The sequence below is a fragment of the Kitasatospora sp. NPDC088742 genome (genome assembly GCF_055584905.1).
In genome coordinates, this window is record NZ_JBVJLD010000008.1 from 150,973 (window position 1) to 170,860 (window position 19,888).

The following is a 19,888-nucleotide window of genomic DNA, read 5'->3' on the forward strand; positions in this document are numbered from 1 at the left end:
TGCCCCGCACTCCCGACATGAACGAGGTGGTGGGCAGCCACGACCTGCTGCTGGTCACCCTGGACACGCTCCGCTTCGACGTGGCCGAGGAGCTGGCCGCCGCCGGACGGCTGCCGAACCTCAGCGCCGTGCTCCCGGGCGGCCGTTGGGAGCGCCGGCACTCCCCCGGCAGCTTCACCTACGCCGCCCACCAGGCGATCCTGGCCGGTTTCCTGCCCACCCCGGCCTCGCCGGACGGCCCGCACCCGCGGCTGTTCGCGGCCCGCTTCGGCGGCTCCGAGAGCACCGCCGAGCGGACCTGGGTCTTCGACGCCCCCGACCTGCCCACCGCGCTGGCCGCCGCCGGGTACCGGACGGTCTGCGTCGGCGGGGTCGGCTTCTTCAACAAGCAGGGGCCGCTCGGCTCGGTACTGCCCGGGATGTTCCAGGAGAGCCACTGGGAGCCGGAGTTCGGCGTCCCCTCCCCCACCTCCTTCGAGGCCCAGGTGGCGTGCGTGGAGGGGGTGGCGGCCCGGCAGCCGCCGGAGCAGCCGCTCTTCCTGCTGCTCAACGTCTCCGCCCTGCACCAGCCCAACTGGTTCCACCTGCCCGGCGCCACCCGCGAGGACGGTGACACCCGGGCCAGCCACGCGGCCGCGCTGGAGTACGTGGACGCCCACCTGGGCCGCCTGTTCGCCGCGATGAGCGCCCGGCGGCCCTGCTTCGCGATCGTCTGCTCGGACCACGGAACGGCCTACGGCGAGGACGGCTACACCGGCCACCGGATCGGCCACGAGGTGGTCTGGACAGTGCCGTACGCACACTTCTCCCTGGAGCGGCAAGGTTCATGAGGCCCTATCAGTCCTACGTCTACGCCTACCCGCACAAGACCGCCTACCGCCGGCTGCCGGAGCGCCCGGAGCTCTCCGGGCTCTGGCGGGGCGAGCCGCAGCAGGCGCTCTCGCTCTACGTGCACGTCCCGTTCTGCGAGGTGCGCTGCGGCTTCTGCAACCTGTTCACCCGGATCGGCAGCCCGGAGGGCCTGACCACCGCCTACCTGGACGCCCTGGAGCGGCAGGCGGTCGCCGTCCGGGCCGCCCTGGACGAGGGGGCCCGGTTCGCCCTCGCGGCCTTCGGCGGCGGCACCCCCACCTACCTGACGGCGGGTGAGCTGGAGCGGCTCTGCGACCTGACGGAGCGCCACACCGGCGTGGACCTGAGGGCGGTGCCGCTCTCGGTGGAGGCCTCCCCGGCCACCGCCACCGCCGACCGGCTCGCGGTGCTGGCCGAGCGCGGCACCACCCGGCTCAGCCTGGGCGTGCAGTCCTTCGACGACCAGGAGGCCCGGGCGGCCGTCCGCCCGCAGAAGCGGGCCGAGGTGGAGGCGGCGCTCGGCCGGATCCGGGCGGCCGGCTTCCCGGTGCTCAACATCGACCTGATCTACGGCATCGACGGGCAGACCGAGGACAGCTGGCTCCGCTCGCTGGACGCCGCGCTGGCCTGGCGGCCGGAGGAGCTCTACCTCTACCCGCTCTACGTCCGGCCGTTGACCGGCCTGGCCCGCCGGGAGACCCCGCAGGACTGGGACGGGCGCCGCCTCGCGCTCTACCGGGCCGGGCGGGACCACCTGCTGGCGCAGGGGTACCGGCAGGTCTCGATGCGGATGTTCCGCCGGGCCGACGCCCCCGCCGAGGTGGCGGGCGAGTACAGCTGCCAGACCGACGGCATGGTGGGGCTGGGCTGCGGCGCCCGCTCCTACACCTCCCGGCTGCACTACTCCTTCGACTACGCGGTGGACCCGAAGGAGGTCCGCTCGATCATCGACGCCTACGTGGCCACCGAGGACTTCGGGCACGCCGAGGTGGGCCGGGAGATGACCGAGGACGAGGCCCGCCGCCGCCACCTGCTGCAGTCGCTGCTCCAGGCGGAGGGGCTCGGGCTCGACGACTACCGGCGGCGGTTCGGCTCCACCCCGGCCGAGGACTTCCCGGCCGAGCTGGCCTCCTTCGCCGGGCGCGGCTGGCTCGCCGAGAGCGGTGGCCGGCTGGCGCTGACCGCCGAGGGGCTGGCGTACTCGGACGCCGTCGGCCCCGCGCTGTTCTCCCCGGCGGTGGCGGCCGCGATGGCGGAGTACGAGCTGCGATGACCACCTTCCTCGGCCTGCCCGGCCAACAGCCCCCGCCGCCACCTGAGTTGACGGTCCTCTACCGGGGCCCGCTCTCCTCCTGCGACTACGACTGCCCGTACTGCCCGTTCGCCAAGCGGCGGGACAGCCCGCAGACCCTGCGGGTCGACCGGGCCGCGCTGGAGCGGTTCTGCGCCTGGGCGCCGACCCAGCCCGGGCTCTCGGTGCTCTTCACCCCCTGGGGAGAGGGCCTGGTCCGCTCCTGGTACCGGCGGGCGATGGTGGAGCTCAGCCGGCTGCCGAACGTCCGCCGGGTGGCGATCCAGACCAACCTCAGCTGCCGCACCGGCTGGCTGGCCGAGGCCGACCTGGACACCCTCGCGCTCTGGGTGACGTACCACCCCGGGCAGGTCACCCTCGACCGTTTCCTGGCCAAGTGCCGGGAGCTGGACGCGCTCGGCGTCCGGCACAGCGTCGGCATCGTCGGCCAGCCCGAACACCTGGCCCCGGCCCGGGAGTTGCGCGCTGCGCTGAACCCGGGGACCTACCTCTGGGTGAACGCGGCCGAGGGCCGGACGTACACCGAGGCCGAGGCCGCCGACTGGCAGGCGGTCGACCCGCTGTTCGTCTGGAGCCGCCACCCGCACCCCAGCGAGGGCCGCCCCTGCCGGACCGGCTCCTCGGTGGTCTCGGTCATGGGCGACGGCTCGGTGCAGCGCTGCCACTTCGTCCGCGCCCCGCTCGGCAACCTCTACGACGGCTCCTACCGGGCCGCGCTGGCCGAGCGGCCCTGCCCGCTGCCGGTCTGCGACTGCCACATCGGGTACGTCCACCTGGAGACGCTGCCGCTGTACGAGGTCTTCGGCGCGGGGGTACTGGAGCGCGTGCCGCAGCTGCTCACTGCTCCGACCGGCCCACCAGCAGGGCGAGTTGACCCCCCACCGGCCCCGTCTGGCCGGTCAGCCGGGCGGTGAACCGGGCCAGGTCGCGGGCGGCGTCCTCGGCCACCAGGCCGGTGACGCCGGTGGCCAGCACGTCCGCCATCAGCCCGGCCGCCTCGGCGAAGCGGCCCTCGGCGGCCTGGCAGAGCGCCAGGTCGTGGCAGGCGCGCAGGGTGCGCGGGTCGTGCGGCCCGCAGACCCGGGAGAGCTCGCCGATCAGCGGCCAGAGCCGGCGGGCCGCCTCGGCCGGGGCCCCGGCGGAGGCCAGCGTCCATGCCTCGTCGGCCCGTCGGCGCAGCTCGGCCGCGGTGGTCAGCGGGACGGCGGCCAGCCGCCGGGCCACGGTCAGCCCGTCCGGGGGGCGCTGCTCCGGGTCCTTGGCGAGCAGTTCGAGGATCAGCTCCTCCAGCTCGGCCGGCAGGCCCGGGACGCGCTCGCGCGGCCGGGGCGGCGGGTCGCTGACGTGGCCGTGCATCACCACGAAGACGTCCTCGGCGCCGAACGGCGGCTTCCCGGCGCAGAGTTCGTAGAGGATGCAGCCGACCGCGTAGAGGTCGGAGCGGCCGTCCACCTTCCCCCCGGTCCACCGCTCGGGGGCCATGTAGGGCGGGCTGCCGATCACCGTGCCGACGGTGGTGAGCCCGGCGGCCCGGCCGTCCAGCCGGGCGATGCCGAAGTCCAGCACCTTGGCGGTGCCGGAGTCGGCGATCATGATGTTCTCCGGCTTGATGTCCCGGTGCACCACCCCGGCCCGGTGGGCGGCCGCCAGCGCCTCGCAGACCTGGCCCAACCAGCCGAGCACCTGCGGGAGTTCGAGCTTGACCTGGCGGGCCAGGGCGGACAGCGAGCGGCCCCGGACCAGCTCCATCACCAGGAAGTGCAGGCCCTCGCTCTCGCCCAGGTCGTGCAGGGTGACGATGTGCGGGTGGTTCAGCGAGGCCACCGCCCGGGCCTCGTCGGTGAACCGCTCCAGGTCGGCCGGGCTCCGGTAGGCCGCCTCGGAGATCACCTTGACCGCGATCTCCCGGCCCAGCCGGGTGTCCTCGGCCCGCCAGACCACGCCGAAGCCGCCCCGGCCCAGCTCGTCCACCAGGCGGTACTTGCCGTCCAGTACGTCCCCGGCCTGCATCTCGTCTTCTCCCCCAAGTCCCGTCGTGTCGAGGCGAGTCCACCACACGAGGGCGGCCGGGAGGAGAATTCCTGGCTACTGGTTGGTCTTCGGCAGACCGACCGGGTTGAGCTCGGAGGACTGCACGGCCTCGTTCTCCAGCCCCCAGCGCTTGAGCACCTGGCCGTAGGTGCCGTTCTTGATGACGGTGTCCAGCGCCTGGTGCAGCGCGTTCACCAGCCCGTTGTCCTTCCTGGTGGTGGCGCCGATCTTGCCGAGCACCTGGGCCCCGGCGCCCGAGTAGGTGCCGACGATCTCGGTCTCGCCGGTCTGCGCGGCATGGAAGGCGGCGACCGGGTTGGGGCCGAGGTGGGCGTCGATCCGGCCGGAGCCGAGGGCCAGGTAGTAGTCCGAGGAGTTCTGGAAGTACTTGATGTCCACCGGCTTGAGGCCGTTCTTGACGTTCTCCTCGTTCCAGGCGACCAGCAGCTTCTCCTGGTTGGTGCCGGAGGAGACCGAGATGGTCTTGCCGGCCACGTCCTTGGGGCCGGTCACCTTCCAGCCGGAGCCCTTCTTGGCCTCGAAGCCGAGGATGTCCAGCCGGTAGGTGGCGAAGTCGTACTTCTCCTTGCGGGCCTCGGTGACGGTGATGTTGGACAGGCCGAGGTCGTACTTGCCGGAGTCCAGGCCGACGAAGATGTTCTCCCAGGAGACCGGGTTGAGCTCGACCTTGAGGCCCAGCACGTCGCCGATCAGGAAGGCGACGTCCGGCTCCACCCCGATGATGGTCTTGTTGTCGTCGGCGTAGAAGTCCAGCGGCGGGACGGTGCCGAGCGAGTCGACCACCTTGAGCGTGCCGCGCTTGCGGATCTCCTCCGGGACGAGGGCGGCGATCGCGTCCACCTTGGCGGTGGTGACGCGCTTCTGATCGGCCGTCAGGTTGACCTTGGTGCCGTCCGGCGCGGTGTTCCCCTTGCTCTCCGCCGCCGGGGCGGGGCCGCCGCAGGCGGCGAGCAGCAGGGCGACGGCGGGCAGGGCGAGCAGGGCGGCACGGCGGTGCGCGGACACGGTGATGAACTCCATCGGGATCAGAGGACCTTGGCGAGGAACGTGCGGGTTCTTTCGTGCTGTGGGCGGTCCAGCACCTCGGCGGGCGGGCCCTGTTCGACCACCACGCCGCCGTCCATGAAGACCACCGTGTCGGCCACCTCGCGGGCGAAGCCGATCTCGTGGGTGACGACGATCATCGTGGTGCCGGCCCGGGCCAGGTCCTTGATGACGTCGAGCACCTCGCCGACCAGCTCCGGGTCGAGCGCCGAGGTGGGCTCGTCGAAGAGCAGCACCTTGGGCTCCAGGGCCAGCGCCCGGGCGATGGCGACGCGCTGCTGCTGGCCGCCGGAGAGCTGGCGCGGGTAGGCGTCCGCCTTGTCGGCCAGGCCGACCCGCTCCAGCAGGGCCAGCGCCTGGGCGCGGGCCTCGGCCTTGGGGCGGCGCAGTGCGCCGACCGGGGCCTCGGTGACGTTCTCCAGCACGGTCAGGTGCGGGAAGAGGTTGAAGTTCTGGAAGACGAAGCCGATGTGGGTGCGCTGGCGCAGCACCTCACGCTCCTTCAGCTCGTACAGCTTGCCGCCCGAGCGGCGGTAGCCGATCAGCTCGCCGTCGATGGTGACGTGGCCCCGGTCGAGCTTCTCCAGGTGGTTGATGGCCCGCAGCAGGGTGGACTTGCCGGAGCCGGAGGGGCCGAGCACCACGGTGACCGACCCGGCGGCGACCTGGAGGTCGACCCCGCGCAGCACCTCCAGCCGGCCGAAGGACTTGCGGACGCCGCGGACGTCCACCATCGCGGTACTGGTCATGCCCGGCCTCCTGCGGCGACGGGGATCTGACGGAGCCTCGACCGCAGCTGCTGCCACGGGGTGGGCGGCGGGGTGCGGTCGGCGCCCCGGGCGAAGTGGCGCTCCAGGTAGTACTGGCCGATGGAGAGCAGGGTGGTCAGCACCACGTACCAGACGGTGGCCACCATCAGCAGCGGCACCACCCGGCCGGTCCGGCCGTAGACCACCTGGACCTGGTAGAAGAGTTCGCCGATCGCCATCACGTAGACGATCGAGGAGCCCTTGAAGAGCGAGATCACCTCGTTGCCCGCGTTCGGCAGGATGGCGCGCATGGCCTGCGGCAGTACGATCCGGCGCAGTTGGCGCAGCCGGGGGATGCCGAGGGCGGCGGCGGCCTCCAGCTGTCCGGCCTCCACCGAGATCACCCCGGCCCGGATGATCTCGGCGGCGTAGGCGGCCTGATGGAGCGCCAGGCCGAGGACGGCGGCGCCGAGCGCGCCGAGCAGGTCCATGGTCTCGAAGCTCGCCACGGTGGGGCCGAACGGGATGCCGAAGCCGAACTCCTTGTAGAGGTAGGAGAGGTTGAACCAGAAGACCAGCTGGACGATCAGCGGGATGGAGCGGAAGGCCCAGACGTAGGCCCAGGCGATGGTCTGCAGGATCCGGCTCGGGGAGAGCCGCAGCAGGGCCACCACCGCACCCAGGGCGAAGCCCAGGACCGTTCCGTAGAGGGTGAGTTGGAGGGTCACCCCGACGGAGCGCAGGATGGTGTCGGCGGTCACGAAGGCCCGGAAGGTGGGCCAGTCCCAGCCGGGGTTGGTGGCCAGCCCATGGACGAACTGGGCCACCACCACCAGGGCCAGCACCCCGGCCACCAGCCGCCACGGGTGGCGGGCCGGGACCACCGGCAGGGCCGAGAGGTCCTCCTCGGCCACCGGCGGCCGCTCGGTCACGGTCGCGGTCATGGTCAGGGCCTCTCGGGCGGGCTGATCTCGGACTTCGGGATGGCCGACTCGGCGGTGCCCCACTTGGCCAGGATCTTCGCGTAGGTGCCGTTCTGGATCAGCTGGTTGACGGCGCCCTGGAAGGCCGGGGTGAGCGGGGAGCCCTTCTTGAAGGCGAAGCCGACGTCCAGGCGGCGGAACTCGCTGAGGAAGCGGGTGCCGGAGGCGGGCTGGGCGGCCTGGTGGCGCAGGCCGTTGATGGTGGACATCACCAGGTCGACCTTGCCCTGCTGGAGGCTGGTCAGGGTGGCGCCCGAGTCGGAGTAGGCGCGCACCTCGTAGGCCTTCCGGCCGGCGTCGGTGCAGAGGTTCTTCTTGGCGTTCAGGGTGGTCTCGAAGGTGGTGCCGACACCGGTGCCGATGGTCAGGCCGCAGAGGTCGGTGATCTCCTTGACCGGCTGCCGGGCGGTGTCGTCCTTCTTCACCGCGAAGCCCTGGCCGTCGTTGATGTAGGTGACGAAGTCGATGGTCTTCAACCGGGCGGTGGTGACACCGAAGTTGCCGGTGCCCAGGTCGAACTTGCCGCTGTCCAGCGCGGGCAGGATGGTCTCGAAGGCGGCCTCCTCGCGCTGGATGCGGATCCCCAGCACCTTGGCCACCGCGTCGGTGAAGTCCACGTCGATCCCGGCCGCCTTCTTCACCGCCGGGTCCGGGTAGAAGGCGGCCGGCGGGGTGCCGGAGGAGCCGCCCAGCTTGAGCGTGCCGGCCTTGCGGACCTCCTCGGGCAGCAGGGCCGCCACCGAGTCGACCTTGGCGACCGCCGAGACCACGTCCTGGCTCGCCGCCGCCACCGCCGAACTCCCGGCCTGGGACGGGGCGTTGGCCGGGCCGGAGCCGCAGGCGGTGGCCAGCGCCAGTGGCAGCAGGGCGGCGGCGGTCAGGGCGGAGGTGCGTCTCACGGGGTCTGGGCCTTTCGGTGCAGGTGCTTCTCGAAGGGGAGCGGTCCGGTGCCGGGGGCCGCCGGGTCGAACAGCGGGGTCCAGCCGGACGCCAGGTAGAGCGCCTTGGCCTCGGGCTGGCGCGGGCCGGTGGTGAGGTACATCCGCCGGTAGCCGGTGCGGGCGGCCTCGGCCTCCAGCTCGGCCAGCACCCGGCGGGCCAGGCCCCGGCGGCGGTGGGCCGAGTGCGTCCACATCCGCTTGACCTCGGCCGCGCCGGACTCGTGGCGGCGGTAGGCACCGCCGGCCACCGGCTGGCCGTCCGTCAGCAGGAGCAGCAGGGTGCCGTCCGGCGGGGCGAACTCGGCCGCCGGGTAGCGGGTCATCTCCTCGGCGCCCTGCGGGCCGTAGCGGGTCACGTACTCGTGGGTGAGCTCGCGGACCAGCGGTTCGGCGAGGGCGTCGTCCAAGCGGACCCGGCGGACCTCCAGCAGGCCGGTCATGCGGCGGGGGCCACCGCGGCCTTGGCCGCGTCCCGCTTGGCGACCTCCTCGCGGACGATCGGGATGACGTACCGGCCGAAGTCGACGGCGTCGTCCAGCAGGTCGTAGCCGCGGGCCGAGAGGATGTCCACGCCCAGGTCGTAGTAGTCGAGCAGCGCCTGGGCCACCGTCTCCGGGGTGCCCACCAGGGCGTTGGAGTTGCCGGCGCCGCCGGTCGCGGCGGCGGTCGGGGTCCACAGCGCGCGGTCGTAGCGCTCGCCGGCGGCGGCGATCTCCAGCAGCCGCTGGGAGCCGGTGTTCTCCGGCGCCCACTCGCCCTCCGCGCCCTTCGGGCGGAGCAGCAGGCCACCGCCGGAGACCCGGGTGCGGATCCGCTCCACCGTCCGGTGCGCCTTCTCCCAGGCCAGCTCCTCGGTCGGCGCGATGATCGGGCGGAAGGCCACCTGGATGCGCGGGGTGTCGGTGCGTCCGGCCTCCTTCGCCGCCTGCCGCACCCGCTCGATCTGCTCGGCGGTGCGGGCCAGCGGCTCGCCCCAGAGGCAGAAGACGTCGGCCTCGGCCCCGCCGGCCGCGTAGGCGGCGTCCGAGGAGCCGCCGAAGGAGACCTGCGGGCGCGGCTGCTGGACCGGGAAGACGTCAGCGACGAAGTCCTCGAACCGGTAGTACTCGCCGTGGTGGTCGAAGCGGCTGGTGGTGGTCCAGATCTTCTTCACCAGGGCGATGTACTCCCGGGTGCGGTCGTACCGCTGGTCCTTGGTGACGTAGTCGCCCTCGCGGCGCTGGTCCTGGTCGGTGCCGCCGGTGATGAAGTGCACCGTCAGGCGGCCGCCGCTGATCTGGTCCAGGGTGGCGAAGGTCTTGGCCGCGAAGGTCGGGTAGGAGACGTTCGGCCGGTGGGCCAGCAGGATCTGCAGGGTGTCCAGCCTGGACGCGATGTACGCGGCGGCCGGCGCCGGGTCCGGCGAACCGGCCGCGTAGGCGAACAGCACCCGGTCCCAGCCGTTGTCCTCGTGGGCGCGGGCCAGCCGCAGCGTGTAGTCGCGGTCGAAGGCGCCGCCGCTGCGGGGGTTGGTCTCCGAGCCGTCGTTGGTGGCGGCGATACCGAGGAACTCGACGGGCATGGCGGGCCTTTCGGACGTGCGGACATGGCGGTGCGAGGGGAAGGGGTGCGCGCGGCGGCGGGAGTGGAGGCTTCGGAGACGGCCTCAGGGGCGGCTCCGGTGGATCGAGTGGAACAGCGGGCCTCACGGGGCGTCAACTGCCCTGGGATTCCTTCATGTTCTGTTATCAGTCGGGTCACAGCAGGCAACGTCGGCCCGCTCGGAGCGGCCTTGACAGCGGCGCGGGTGGGCTGCCTACGATCGGGAACCGGACGCGTTGAGGGGCGCGGCCGGCGCGACGGCCCGCCGATCCGGAGCCGCCCCATGGCCGTTGTCCTCACCCCCGCGCCCGAGACCTCCACCCTCCCCGACGACCCGCCGATCGTGCCCCGGCGCCGCCCGGGCCGGTGGGCCGCCTCGGCCCTCGCCCTGCTGGTGCTCGCCCTGGTGCTGAACTCGGTGGTACGCAACCCCGCCTTCCAGTGGGACGTGGTAGCGCAGTACTTCACCACCACCGCGGTCACCCAGGGGCTGCTGCTCACCCTCTGGCTGACGGCCGCCGTGATGGTGCTCGGCTTCGCCCTCGGCACCCTGCTGGCGGTGCTCCGGCTGACCGACAACCCGCTGCTGCGCAGCCTGAGTTGGGGCTTCGTCTGGATCTTCCGGTCCACCCCGCTGCTGGTCCAGCTGCTGTTCTGGTTCAACATCGGCGCGCTCTACCCGACGGTGGGCCTGGGCCTCCCGTTCGGCCCGGAGTTCCTCACCGTGAAGACGGTCAACCTGTTCGGCCCGACCCTGACCGCCGTGATCGGCCTGACCCTGCACGAGGCCGCCTACGCCGCCGAGGTGGTCCGCGGCGGCATCCTCTCGGTGGACCACGGCCAGCTGGAGGCCGCCCAGGCGCTCGGCCTCGGCCGCACCCGGGTACTGCGCCGGATCGTCGTCCCGCAGGCCATGCGCTCGATCGTGCCGACCGCCGGGAACATGCTGATCGGCACCCTCAAGGGGACCAGCATCGTCTCGGTGCTGGCGGTCCAGGACCTGCTCTACTCCGCCCAGTTGATCTACAACCAGACCTACCAGGTGATCCCGCTGCTGCTGGTCGCCACCCTCTGGTACATCGCGGTGACCAGCCTGCTCTCGGCCGGCCAGTACTACCTGGAGCGCTACTACGCGCGCGGCAGCAGCCGGGGCGGGCTGCCACCCACCCCGTGGCAGCGGCTGCGGGCGCTCACCACCCGGCCCTCCGCCCGGACGGGGGCGCGGGCATGAGCACCCTGGTGATCGTCGGCGCAGGCCCCCGGGCCACCGGCCTGCTGGAGCGGATCGCCGCCAACGCGGACCAACTCCTGCCCCCGGACCGCCCCTTGGACATCCACCTGGTGGACCCGCACCCGGCCGGCCCGGGCCGGATCTGGCGGCACGAGCAGTCCGCCCTGCTGCGGATGAACTCGATGGCCGAGGACGTCACCATGTTCACCGACGAGCGCTCGGTGATCGACGGACCGGTCCGCCCCGGGCCCTCACTGGCCGAATGGGCGTGCCGGCCGGAGGAGTTCGCGCCGTACCAGCCGGTGGCCTCGGCGGCGGTCGAGGCCGAGCTGCGCGCCCTGGCGCCCACCGACTTCCCGACCCGCCGGGCCCAGAGCGCCTACCTGGACTGGGTGTTCCGCCGGGCGGTCGCGGACCTGCCCCCGCAGGTCACCGTCACCGTGCACCGGGACACCGCGCTCTCCGTCACCGGCCCGGCCGACGGCCCGCAGCTGGTCGAGCTCTCCGACCGGGTGCTGACCGCCGACCGGGTGGTACTCACCCTCGGCCACCTGGCCGCCGAACCCGACCCCCGGCACGCCCGGTTCACCGCCTTCGCCGACCGCCACGGCCTCTTCCACCTACCGCCCGCCTTCACCGCCGACACCGACCTCAGCGGCCTCGCCCCCGGCGAGCACACCCTGGTCCGGGGCTTCGGCCTGGCCTTCGTCGACCTGCTGGTCCTGCTCACCGAGGGCCGCGGCGGCCGCTACGAGGAGGGCCCGGACGGGCGGCTGCGCTACCTGCCCTCCGGCGCCGAGCCCGTGCTGCACGTCGGCTCGCGGCGCGGCGTGCCCTACCACTCCAAGACCGGCTACCGGCTCCAGGGGCCGCCCGCCCCGCTCCCCCGCTACTTCGACCAGGCGGCGGTGGACGGGCTGCTCGACCGTCCCGGGAAGCTCGAACTGCGGCGGGACGTCTGGCCGTCGATGGCCAAGGAGATCGGCTTCGGGTACTACCACGAGCTCTTCCACGCCCACCCGTCCCGAGTCGCCCTGGGGTGGGCCGAGTTCCTCGCCGAGTACGACCGACTGGGCTGGTACGACGCCGAGTTGGCGGAGCTGGTGGCCAAGGCCGTGCCGGACCCGGCGGATCGGCTGGACTTCGAACGGCTCGACCGGCCGCTGGCCGGACGGGAGTTCACCCCCGAGGAGTTCCAGACCCACCTGGTCGCGTACGTCGAGGCGGACGCCGAACGGCGGGCCGACCCCGCGTACAGCGCCGACCTCGGCGCCTTCCTCGCCCTGCTCTCGCTCTTCGGCCAACTGCCCCGGCTGACGGACCGTTCGGTGGCCGAGGAGCCGGACGGGTGGTGGCCCGGGTTCTTCAGCTTCCTCGCCTCCGGACCGCCGGGGTTCCGGCTGCGGGAGCTGGTGGCACTGGCGGAGGCGGGGGTGGTGCGGTTCCTCGGCGGAGAGCTGTCCGTCGGCACCGACGAGCGGACCGGCACCTTCACCGCCACCAGCCCGCAGGTACCCGGGCACGTGGTGCACGGCACCGCCCTGGTCGAGGCCTACCTCCCCGAACACACCCTGGACCGCACCACCGACCCCGTCCTGCGCGGCCTCCACTCCACCGGCCTGCTCGCCATCGCCCCCGACGCCCGCATCCTCTCCCCCGACGGCACCCCCCACCCCCGCCGCACCGCCCTCGGCCCGTTCACCACCGCCCGCACCCACACCGCCTTCGCCCGGCCCCGCACCAACGCACCGGGCTTCCGCCAGAACGACGCGGTCGCCCGCCGGCTGCTGCTGGAGACGGCTCCCCTGGAGACGCGACGTCCAGTTGCGGCGACCTAGGGGCGCGAGGAACTGCGCGCGGGGGAACGGCAGCACGTGCAACTGGCTGACGGCGGTTCAGTTGCAGGTGAGCCGCCTTCCGATTCGCGCAGTTCCTCGCGCCCCTGGATCGCTGCCCTACCGGGCCCACTCCCTGAGCCCGCACCTACGATGGAGGCGGATTGGTCCGTACGAGGAAGTAGGACGTCATGGCGAAGCAGCCGCCGCAGGTCGACCCCGCGCAGGACCGGGCCAAGGTCACCGATCCGAAGCACGCGGCCGCCGGCCTCACCGCCGTCGGCCACAGCCTGCGGATGGCGGCCGAGCAGATGAGCCCCAAGCGCGTGCTGGCCACCCTGTCCAAGGTGAACCAGCCGGACGGCTTCGACTGCCCCGGCTGCGCCTGGCCGGAGCCCGGCAAGACGCACAGCGCCGAGTTCTGCGAGAACGGCGCCAAGGCCGTCGCCGAGGAGGCCACCGAGCGCCGGATCACCGCCGCGTTCTTCGCCGGGCACTCCGTCCCGGAGCTGGCCGAGCGCTCCGGCTACTGGCTCGGCCAGCAGGGCCGCCTCACCGAGCCGATGCTGCTCGATGAGGGTGCGAGCCACTACACGCCCGTCTCCTGGGAGCGCGCCTTCGCCATCGTCGCCGAGGAGTTGAAGCAGCTCGCCTCCCCCGACGAGGCCGCCTTCTACACCTCCGGCCGGACCAGCAACGAGGCCGCGTTCCTCTACCAGCTGTTCGCCCGCCGCCTCGGCACCAACAACCTGCCCGACTGCTCCAACATGTGCCACGAGTCCTCCGGCTCGGCGCTGGTGGAGACGCTCGGCGTCGGCAAGGGCAGCGTCAGCCTGAAGGACCTCTACCAGGCGGACCTGATCATCGTGGCGGGGCAGAACCCGGGCACCAACCACCCCCGGATGCTCTCCGCCCTGGAGCGGGCCAAGCGCGCGGGTGCCACCATCGTCAGCGTCAACCCGCTCCCCGAGGCGGGCCTGGAGCGGTTCAAGAACCCGCAGAACGCCCGCGGCCTGGCCGGCAACGGCACCAAGCTCACCGACCTCTTCCTGCAGATCCGGCTCGGCGGCGACCTCGCCCTGTTCCGGGCGCTGAACCAGCTGATCCTGGCCGCCCCGGACGGCGTGGACCGCGCGTTCGTCGAGGAGCACTGCCACGGCTTCGAGGAGTTCGCCGCCGAGGCCGCCGCCACCACCCGCGAGGAGGTGCTGGCCGCCACCGGGCTGCCCTGGGAGCAGATCCGGCAGCTGGCCGAGCTGACCCTCTCCTCCCGCAAGGTGATCGTCTGCTGGGCGATGGGCCTGACCCAGCACCGGCACGCGGTGCCGACCATCCGAGAGGTCGTCAACTTCCTGCTCCTGCGCGGCAACGTCGGGAAGCCCGGCGCGGGCGTCTGCCCGGTCCGCGGGCACAGCAACGTGCAGGGCGACCGCACCATGGGCATCTTCGAGCGGCCCGCCCCGGCCTTCCTGGACGCGCTGGAGAAGGAGTTCGGCTTCGCGCCGCCGCGCGAGCACGGGCTGGACTCGGTGGACACCATCCGGGGCATGCGGGACGGCAAGGTGAAGGTCTTCTTCGCGATGGGCGGCAACTTCGTCGCGGCCACCCCGGACACCGAGGTGACCGAGGCGGCGATGCGCCGCTGCACGCTCACCGTGCACGTCTCCACCAAGCTCAACCGCTCGCACGTGGTGACCGGCGCCCGCGCGCTGATCCTGCCCACCCTGGGCCGCACCGACCGGGACTGGACGGCGGACGGCGCCCAGTTCGTCAGCGTCGAGGACTCGATGGGCATCGTGCACTCCTCGCGCGGCGGCCTGCGCCCGCCGTCCGACACCCTGCTCTCCGAACCCGCCATCGTCTGCCGGCTGGCCCGGGCGGTCTTCGGCGAGCAGGACGAGCTGCCCTGGGAGCGGTTCGCCGAGGACTACGACACCGTCCGGGACCGGATCTCCCGGGTCGTCCCCGGCTTCGACGACTACAACACCAAGGTCCGCGCGCCCGGCGGCTTCGCCCTGCCGCACGGCCCCCGGGACAGCCGTACCTTCCCCACCCACACCGGGAAGGCGAACTTCACCGTCAACCCGCTGACCGCCCCGGTGGTCCCCGAGGGCCGGCTGCTGCTCCAGACCCTGCGCTCGCACGACCAGTACAACACCACGATCTACGGCCTGGACGACCGCTACCGGGGCATCTCCGGCGGGCGCCGGGTGGTCCTGGTGAACCCGGAGGACGCGGCGGAGCTCGGCCTGGCCGAGGGCTCGTACACCGACCTGGTGAGCGAGTGGCGGGACGGCTCCGAGCGGCGGGCCCCGCACTTCCAGGTGGTGCACTACCCGGTGGCCCGGGGCGGGGCGGCGGCGTACTACCCGGAGACCAACGTGCTGGTGCCGCTGGACTCCACCGCCGAGATCAGCAACACGCCGACCTCGAAGGCCGTGGTGATCCGCTTCGAACCGGACAGCGGGCTCTGAGCATTCACCCCTGAGGGAGCGACACCTCCGGAACAGTGGGCCAATATGTCGGATTTGCACCTAATCTGACACCAGGTCACCTGATCCGGAGGTCCACCCGTGCCCGACACCGACCAGCCCGAGAGCGCCGACGGCCGGGAGCTGACCGAGGGTCCGCCCACCCCGGCCGCCAAACTGATCCCGCTGATCGGCCCGGCGATCCTGACCGGCATCGGCTCCTCGCTCACCCTGCTGGCGATCAGCAAGGTCGCGGAGCGCCTGGACCAGCTGCTCTGGGACGTCATCCCGGGCGGGCTCGGCATCGCCGACTTCACCCCCTGGTGGATCATCGTGGTGCTCACGGTGACCGGCGCCGCCGTCGGCCTGGTGGTCTGGAAGGCCCCCGGCCACGCCGGGCCCGACCCGGCCACCACCGGCCTGGTGGACCCCCCGGTCTCCCCGCTGATCCTGCCCGGGCTCACGGTGGCCACCATCCTGGCCCTGGCCGGCGGGGTGAGCCTCGGGCCCGAGAACCCCATCACGATGATCAACATCGCGCTGGCCTACTGGATCGGCCGCCGCTTCCTGCCCGCCACCGGCCCCGCGCTCTGGGTCGCGCTGGCCGCCGCCGGGACCATCGGGGCACTGTTCGGCACCCCGCTGGCGGCGGCGTTGATCCTCTCCGAGCTGCCCGGCCCGGGCGCGCTCTGGGACCGCCTGTTCGCCCCGCTGATCGCCGCCGTCACCGGCTCGATGACCACCCTGCTGATCGTGGGTCAGGAGTTCGTCCTCCAGATCCCCGGCTACCCTGGCGCCCGGATGGCCGACGTCGGCTGGGCCCTGGTGCTCGGCGCCCTGGGCGCGGGCTTCGGCCTGGCCGCCGTGTACGCCTTCCCGCTGGTCCACCGGACCTTCCGTCAGATCCCGCACCCGGTGGCGATGCTGACGGCCGGTGGCCTGGTGCTCGGCGCACTGGGCGCGCTCGGCGGGCACCTCACCCTGTTCAAGGGCCTGGACGAGGCGAAGGAGCTGACGCTGGAGTACGCCGACTACAGCTTCGGGGCACTGCTGGGCATGGCGGTGGTCAAGCTGGTCGCCCTGGTGATCGCCGCCTCCTGCGGCTTCCGGGGCGGCCGGATCTTCCCCGCCGTGTTCGCCGCCGTGGCGCTCGGCTTCGCCTTCAGCGCGCTCTTCGACTCCGCGCCGCCCGCGCTCTCGGTGACCTGCGTGGTGCTCGGGGTGCTGATGGCGATCACCCGGCAGGGCTGGATGAGCCTGTTCACGGCGGCGGTGCTGGTGCCGGACACCGCCCTGCTGCCGATGCTCTGCGTCGCCGCCCTGCCGGCCTGGCTGCTGGTCACCGGCCGCCCCGAGATGCAGCTCCCGGAGGAGCGGCCGGTCACGGCGTAGCGGTGCCCTCCGAGCCGGAGGCGGAGGCCGAGGCCGACCGGCCCGCCTCGGAGGCGTCCGCCGACGGGCTGGCGGAGCCCGAACCGGACGGGGTGCCCGGGGCGGAGGCGTCCGCCGACGGGCTGGCGGAGCCCGAACCGGACGGGGTACCCGAACCGGACGGGGTACCCGAACCGGACGGCGTGCCCGAGCCCGACGGGGTGCCCGTGGGCGAGCCCGACGGCGTCCCCGAGCCCGAGGGCGAACCGGAACCGGACGGGGTGCCGGTGGGCGAGCCGGACGGCGTGCCCGAGCCCGAGGGCGAACCGGAGCCCGAGGGCGTGCCGGTGATTGGCGGCGGGGTGGTGGCCGGGCCGGTGCCGGGCAGCTGCGGGGTGACCGGGACGGGCGGCAGGTTCTCCTGCTTGGTCGGCTGGATCGGCGTCACGCCCTCGGCACCCTTGGGCAGCTCGGGCACCTTCCAGGCACCGCCCTGGTCGTCCGGGGCGGACTCCGGGTCGGGGCGGACGGCGCCGAGGATCGGCATCGCGCCGACCGGCGAGACCTTGATGACGGCGCCGGTGCGCGGGGCCTGCACGATCAGGCCGCCGCCGATGTACATCCCGATGTGGGTGGCGCCGGCGTAGTAGACCACCAGGTCGCCCGGCCGCATCTCGTTGAGCGGCACCTTGGCCAGCTCGGCCCACTGGTCCTGGCTGACCCGGGGGATCCGCACCCCGGCGGCCAGCCAGGCCTGCGAGGTCAGGCCGGAGCAGTCGAACTTGTCCGGGCCGGTGCCGCCCCAGAGGTAGTCCTTGCCCAGCTGGGCCAGCGCGAAGGCGACGGCCTTGCGCCCGGCCTGGGAGGGGGTGCGCTCGCCCTTGCCGAGCGCGCCGGAGGCCAGGAAGGACAGCTGGGCCTCGTCGGCCCGGGTCTTCTCCAGCTGCTCCAGCTCGGTGCGCTGGGCACCCGTCAGCGAGCTGACCATCTGCTCGACCTCGGCCAGGCGCTTGGCGACGTCGGCCTTGGCCGTCTCCTGCTGGGCCAGCAGCGCCTGGGCCTGGGCCAGCGAGGCCTCGGCCAGCTGCTGGAGCACGGTCAGCGAGGCCCGGTCGGCCTTCAGCTTGTCCAGGAACTCGCTCTGCGAGCGCCCGGCCGCGGCCAGCAGCTCGGCCAGCACGACGGCCTCGTACGGGTCCTTGGCGAGCAGCAGCTCGGCCATCTCCGAGGCGTTGCCGTTGCGGTACTGGGCGGCGGCGAGCAGCGAGGCCAGGTCGCCGCCGGCGTCCACGGCCGCTTCCTGGGCAGTCTGACGGGTCTTCAGGTCGGCCACCACGGCCTGCTGGTCGGCCAGCCTGGCGACCGCGCCGTTGTACTGCTCGGTGGCCGCCTCGGCCTCCCGGTAGAGCTCGTGCAGCCGGTCCAGCATCGGGCCCAGGGTGGCCTTGGCGGCGGCCAGCGGGTCCTGGCCCGGGGAGACGGTGAACGTGGGGGCCGGCGCCGCGGGCGGCGGGGTGGGCTCGGCGAAGGCCGTTCCGGCCGAGGTCAGCGCGAGGGCGGCGACCGCCAGTACCGCGCCGCAGCGAAGGGCGGCGCGCACCCATGGCCGCACGCCGTTGTCCGTGGTCCGCACCCCAGCGTGCATCGGCCCGCCCTCCCCGTAGTCCCAGCCGTCGGCCGGTCCCCTCGGCCTGGCAATTCGCCCCCGATCCTGCCATGCCCCCCGCCGGGCCTGACAGGGGGTTACCGGACGGTTCGGTGAATTCTCAGGACGATCTCACCCAGGATGTGAGACACCTCTCAACAAACCCTGACCAAACCGGACGACTCCGGACAGAACCACTGCTCAGTGGCTTGATCTCCACCCTTCCACGGCGCGAGCGCAATCCACCGGACACCTTCGGAACCACGACTCCGCGTCCAGTTCACCTTCCGTTCACCATCCATCCCTACGGTCGCCCGTGGCACCAACGTCAGTACGACAACTACGACGATTGTTTGGGTTATGGAACACATCACGTTCCTGGTGGCCGTTGTGATCATCACGGCGCTCGCCTTCGACTTCACCAACGGCTTCCACGACACCGCCAACGCGATGGCCACCTCCATCGCCACGGGAGCCCTCCGCCCGAAGGTCGCCGTCACCATCGCGGCCGTCCTCAACTTCGCCGGGGCGTTCCTCTCGGTGAAGGTCGCCACCACCATCTCCGGTGGCATCGTGAACGAGAAGGCGGGCCTCCAACCGTCGATCATCTTCGCGGCCCTGGTCGGCGCGATCCTGTGGAACCTGCTGACCTGGCTCAAGGGCCTGCCGTCCAGTTCCTCGCACGCGCTCTACGGCGGCCTGATCGGCGCCACCGTGGTCGGAGTCGGCCTGAACGGCGTCAACTTCGGCACCGTGCTCTCCAAGATCCTGATCCCGGCCGTGGCCTCCCCGATCGTGGCCGGCCTGGCCGCCTGGGGCGCCACCAAGCTGGCCTACCGGATCACCCGCGGCGGCAAGGCCAAGAGCACCGAGAAGGGCTTCAAGGCCGGCCAGATCGCCTCCGCCTCGCTGGTCTCGCTGGCCCACGGCACCAACGACGCGCAGAAGACCATGGGCATCATCACCCTGACCCTGGTCTCCGTGAACGCCCTGCCCAAGGGCGCGCTGCCCCCCACCTGGGTCATCGTCTCGGCCGGCGCGGCCATCGCGCTCGGCACCTACATGGGCGGCTGGCGGATCATCCGCTCGATGGGCAAGGGCCTGACGGACATCCAGGCGCCGCAGGGCTTCGCCGCCGAGACGGCCGCCACCACGGTCATCCTGACCTCCTCCCACATGGGCTACGGCCTCTCCACCACCCAGGTCTGCTCCGGCGGCATCATGGGCGCCGGCCTCGGCGGCCCGAAGGCCGAGGTCAACTGGGGCATGGCCCGCCGCATGGTCTACACCTGGGGCCTGACCCTGCCGGCCGCCGCCGCGGTCGGCGGCGTGGCCGCCTTCCTCGCGGACCAGGGCACCTGGGGCGTCCTGCTGGTCGGCGTCGCGCTGGTGATCGGCTCCGGCTCGATGTACCTGATCTCCCGCCGCCAGCCGGTGCACGCCGGCAACGTCAACGAGGTCACCCCGGTCGAGGTCCCGGTGACCCAGCCCGCCACCCCCGCCGCGACCACCGTCGCCGCCTGAGTCCGGAAGGGACCCAACCATGAGCATGAGCATCAAGTGGGCCGCCCTGGCCGAGACCGCCGGTGTCAGCTTCGTCGTGACCGTGGCCACCGTGGTGGTCTTCTCGCTGGGCATCATGGCGCTCTCCCGCCGCGAGGCCGCCCTGGAGTCCGGCCCCGCCGGCTCCGCCAAGGGCACCGTGGCGCTGGGCGCCGCCGGCCTCTGCTTCGCGGCCTGCGCCTCGGTGGTCGGCTACGGCCTCTACCTGATCGCGGGTTAGTTCCGAGCAGTACGAAGCCCCCGGGTCCGTCCGCCAAC

The 19,888-nt window shown here is 72.8% G+C and carries 17 protein-coding genes; 9 read left to right on the forward strand and 8 right to left on the reverse strand.

The window, feature by feature from the left end; genetic code table 11:
• Positions 1–17: 17 nt before the first annotated feature.
• The 3 genes from ACZ6ZR_RS10065 to ACZ6ZR_RS10075 are packed head-to-tail and all read left to right on the forward strand — an operon-like array spanning position 18 to position 3,078.
• Positions 18–830, forward strand: coding sequence for an STM4013/SEN3800 family hydrolase (locus ACZ6ZR_RS10065; RefSeq protein WP_465641335.1), 813 nt, complete (start codon positions 18–20; stop codon positions 828–830).
• Positions 827–2,125, forward strand: a complete 1,299-nt coding sequence (locus tag ACZ6ZR_RS10070; RefSeq protein WP_465641271.1) for an STM4012 family radical SAM protein — start codon at positions 827–829, stop codon at positions 2,123–2,125. The genes ACZ6ZR_RS10065 and ACZ6ZR_RS10070 overlap by 4 nt, the downstream gene beginning before the upstream one ends.
• Positions 2,122–3,078, forward strand: coding sequence for an STM4011 family radical SAM protein (locus ACZ6ZR_RS10075; protein WP_465641273.1), 957 nt, complete (start codon positions 2,122–2,124; stop codon positions 3,076–3,078). The genes ACZ6ZR_RS10070 and ACZ6ZR_RS10075 overlap by 4 nt, the downstream gene beginning before the upstream one ends.
• Here the strand turns inward: ACZ6ZR_RS10075 and ACZ6ZR_RS10080 are convergent.
• The 7 genes from ACZ6ZR_RS10080 to ACZ6ZR_RS10110 form a co-directional block, all read right to left on the reverse strand.
• Positions 3,002–4,174, reverse strand: coding sequence for a serine/threonine-protein kinase (locus ACZ6ZR_RS10080; protein WP_465641274.1), 1,173 nt, complete (start codon positions 4,172–4,174; stop codon positions 3,002–3,004). The genes ACZ6ZR_RS10075 and ACZ6ZR_RS10080 overlap by 77 nt on opposite strands.
• Positions 4,175–4,249: 75 nt before the next feature.
• Entirely contained in the window at positions 4,250–5,236 is a 987-nt protein-coding gene (locus ACZ6ZR_RS10085; RefSeq protein WP_465641276.1) for an ABC transporter substrate-binding protein, read from the reverse strand.
• Positions 5,237–5,241: 5 nt separating this feature from the next.
• Positions 5,242–6,009: an amino acid ABC transporter ATP-binding protein gene (locus ACZ6ZR_RS10090; RefSeq protein ID WP_465641278.1), complete on the reverse strand. Its 768-nt coding sequence runs from the start codon at positions 6,007–6,009 to the stop codon at positions 5,242–5,244.
• Positions 6,006–6,953, reverse strand: a complete 948-nt coding sequence (locus ACZ6ZR_RS10095) for an amino acid ABC transporter permease (protein WP_465641280.1) — start codon at positions 6,951–6,953, stop codon at positions 6,006–6,008. Before ACZ6ZR_RS10095 ends, ACZ6ZR_RS10090 begins: the two co-directional genes overlap by 4 nt.
• Before the next feature lie 2 nt (positions 6,954–6,955).
• Positions 6,956–7,891 (reverse strand): ABC transporter substrate-binding protein, encoded by a 936-nt coding sequence (locus ACZ6ZR_RS10100; protein WP_465641282.1) that lies wholly within the window; start codon positions 7,889–7,891, stop codon positions 6,956–6,958.
• The gene (locus ACZ6ZR_RS10105; RefSeq protein ID WP_465641284.1) at positions 7,888–8,373 is read right to left on the reverse strand and encodes a GNAT family N-acetyltransferase; all 486 of its coding nucleotides are present in this window, start codon (positions 8,371–8,373) and stop codon (positions 7,888–7,890) included. The genes ACZ6ZR_RS10100 and ACZ6ZR_RS10105 overlap by 4 nt, the downstream gene beginning before the upstream one ends.
• Positions 8,370–9,494 carry an LLM class flavin-dependent oxidoreductase gene (locus tag ACZ6ZR_RS10110; protein WP_465641286.1) on the reverse strand — a complete coding sequence of 375 codons (1,125 nt, stop codon included), beginning with the start codon at positions 9,492–9,494 and terminating at the stop codon, positions 8,370–8,372. The genes ACZ6ZR_RS10105 and ACZ6ZR_RS10110 overlap by 4 nt, the downstream gene beginning before the upstream one ends.
• A gap of 303 nt (positions 9,495–9,797) precedes the next feature.
• Here ACZ6ZR_RS10110 and ACZ6ZR_RS10115 point away from each other — a divergent pair, with 303 nt between their 5' ends.
• From ACZ6ZR_RS10115 to ACZ6ZR_RS10130, 4 genes are all read left to right on the forward strand, one after another.
• Positions 9,798–10,745: an amino acid ABC transporter permease gene (locus tag ACZ6ZR_RS10115; RefSeq protein WP_465641288.1), complete on the forward strand. Its 948-nt coding sequence runs from the start codon at positions 9,798–9,800 to the stop codon at positions 10,743–10,745.
• Positions 10,742–12,583 carry an FAD/NAD(P)-binding protein gene (locus ACZ6ZR_RS10120; RefSeq protein ID WP_465641290.1) on the forward strand — a complete coding sequence of 614 codons (1,842 nt, stop codon included), beginning with the start codon at positions 10,742–10,744 and terminating at the stop codon, positions 12,581–12,583. Before ACZ6ZR_RS10115 ends, ACZ6ZR_RS10120 begins: the two co-directional genes overlap by 4 nt.
• Before the next feature lie 188 nt (positions 12,584–12,771).
• On the forward strand, positions 12,772–15,054 hold the full coding sequence (locus ACZ6ZR_RS10125) for an FdhF/YdeP family oxidoreductase (protein WP_465641291.1): 2,283 nt from the start codon (positions 12,772–12,774) through the stop codon (positions 15,052–15,054).
• A 99-nt stretch (positions 15,055–15,153) separates the two neighbouring features.
• A complete protein-coding gene (locus ACZ6ZR_RS10130; RefSeq protein WP_465641293.1) occupies positions 15,154–16,443 on the forward strand; it encodes an ion channel protein in 1,290 nt (429 codons plus the stop codon).
• On the opposite strand, the gene ACZ6ZR_RS10135 is transcribed toward ACZ6ZR_RS10130, so the two are convergent.
• Complete coding sequence (locus tag ACZ6ZR_RS10135; RefSeq protein WP_465641295.1) at positions 16,433–18,067, reverse strand: C40 family peptidase; 1,635 nt, start codon at positions 18,065–18,067, stop codon at positions 16,433–16,435. The two genes, ACZ6ZR_RS10130 and ACZ6ZR_RS10135, sit on opposite strands and share 11 nt — an antisense overlap.
• A 360-nt stretch (positions 18,068–18,427) precedes the next feature.
• On the opposite strand from ACZ6ZR_RS10135, the gene ACZ6ZR_RS10140 reads away from it, so the two are divergent.
• Positions 18,428–19,591, forward strand: coding sequence for an inorganic phosphate transporter (locus tag ACZ6ZR_RS10140; protein ID WP_465641297.1), 1,164 nt, complete (start codon positions 18,428–18,430; stop codon positions 19,589–19,591).
• A 19-nt stretch (positions 19,592–19,610) separates the two neighbouring features.
• On the forward strand, positions 19,611–19,850 hold the full coding sequence (locus ACZ6ZR_RS10145; RefSeq protein WP_465641299.1) for a hypothetical protein: 240 nt from the start codon (positions 19,611–19,613) through the stop codon (positions 19,848–19,850).
• Positions 19,851–19,888 lie beyond the last annotated feature (38 nt).

Excerpts from the sequence above, each read along its gene's own strand:
- ACZ6ZR_RS10065 (WP_465641335.1), top strand. The coding sequence starts at position 18 with ATGAACGAGGTGGTGGGCAGCCACGACCTGCTGCTGGTCACCCTGGAC.
- ACZ6ZR_RS10070 (WP_465641271.1), top strand. The coding sequence starts at position 827 with ATGAGGCCCTATCAGTCCTACGTCTACGCCTACCCGCACAAGACCGCC.
- ACZ6ZR_RS10075 (WP_465641273.1), top strand. The coding sequence starts at position 2,122 with ATGACCACCTTCCTCGGCCTGCCCGGCCAACAGCCCCCGCCGCCACCT.
- ACZ6ZR_RS10080 (WP_465641274.1), bottom strand. The coding sequence starts at position 4,174 with ATGCAGGCCGGGGACGTACTGGACGGCAAGTACCGCCTGGTGGACGAG.
- ACZ6ZR_RS10085 (WP_465641276.1), bottom strand. The coding sequence starts at position 5,236 with ATGGAGTTCATCACCGTGTCCGCGCACCGCCGTGCCGCCCTGCTCGCC.
- ACZ6ZR_RS10090 (WP_465641278.1), bottom strand. The coding sequence starts at position 6,009 with ATGACCAGTACCGCGATGGTGGACGTCCGCGGCGTCCGCAAGTCCTTC.
- ACZ6ZR_RS10095 (WP_465641280.1), bottom strand. The coding sequence starts at position 6,953 with ATGACCGCGACCGTGACCGAGCGGCCGCCGGTGGCCGAGGAGGACCTC.
- ACZ6ZR_RS10105 (WP_465641284.1), bottom strand. The coding sequence starts at position 8,373 with ATGACCGGCCTGCTGGAGGTCCGCCGGGTCCGCTTGGACGACGCCCTC.
- ACZ6ZR_RS10110 (WP_465641286.1), bottom strand. The coding sequence starts at position 9,494 with ATGCCCGTCGAGTTCCTCGGTATCGCCGCCACCAACGACGGCTCGGAG.
- ACZ6ZR_RS10115 (WP_465641288.1), top strand. The coding sequence starts at position 9,798 with ATGGCCGTTGTCCTCACCCCCGCGCCCGAGACCTCCACCCTCCCCGAC.
- ACZ6ZR_RS10120 (WP_465641290.1), top strand. The coding sequence starts at position 10,742 with ATGAGCACCCTGGTGATCGTCGGCGCAGGCCCCCGGGCCACCGGCCTG.
- ACZ6ZR_RS10125 (WP_465641291.1), top strand. The coding sequence starts at position 12,772 with ATGGCGAAGCAGCCGCCGCAGGTCGACCCCGCGCAGGACCGGGCCAAG.
- ACZ6ZR_RS10135 (WP_465641295.1), bottom strand. The coding sequence starts at position 18,067 with ATGCACGCTGGGGTGCGGACCACGGACAACGGCGTGCGGCCATGGGTG.
- ACZ6ZR_RS10140 (WP_465641297.1), top strand. The coding sequence starts at position 18,428 with ATGGAACACATCACGTTCCTGGTGGCCGTTGTGATCATCACGGCGCTC.
- ACZ6ZR_RS10145 (WP_465641299.1), top strand. The coding sequence starts at position 19,611 with ATGAGCATGAGCATCAAGTGGGCCGCCCTGGCCGAGACCGCCGGTGTC.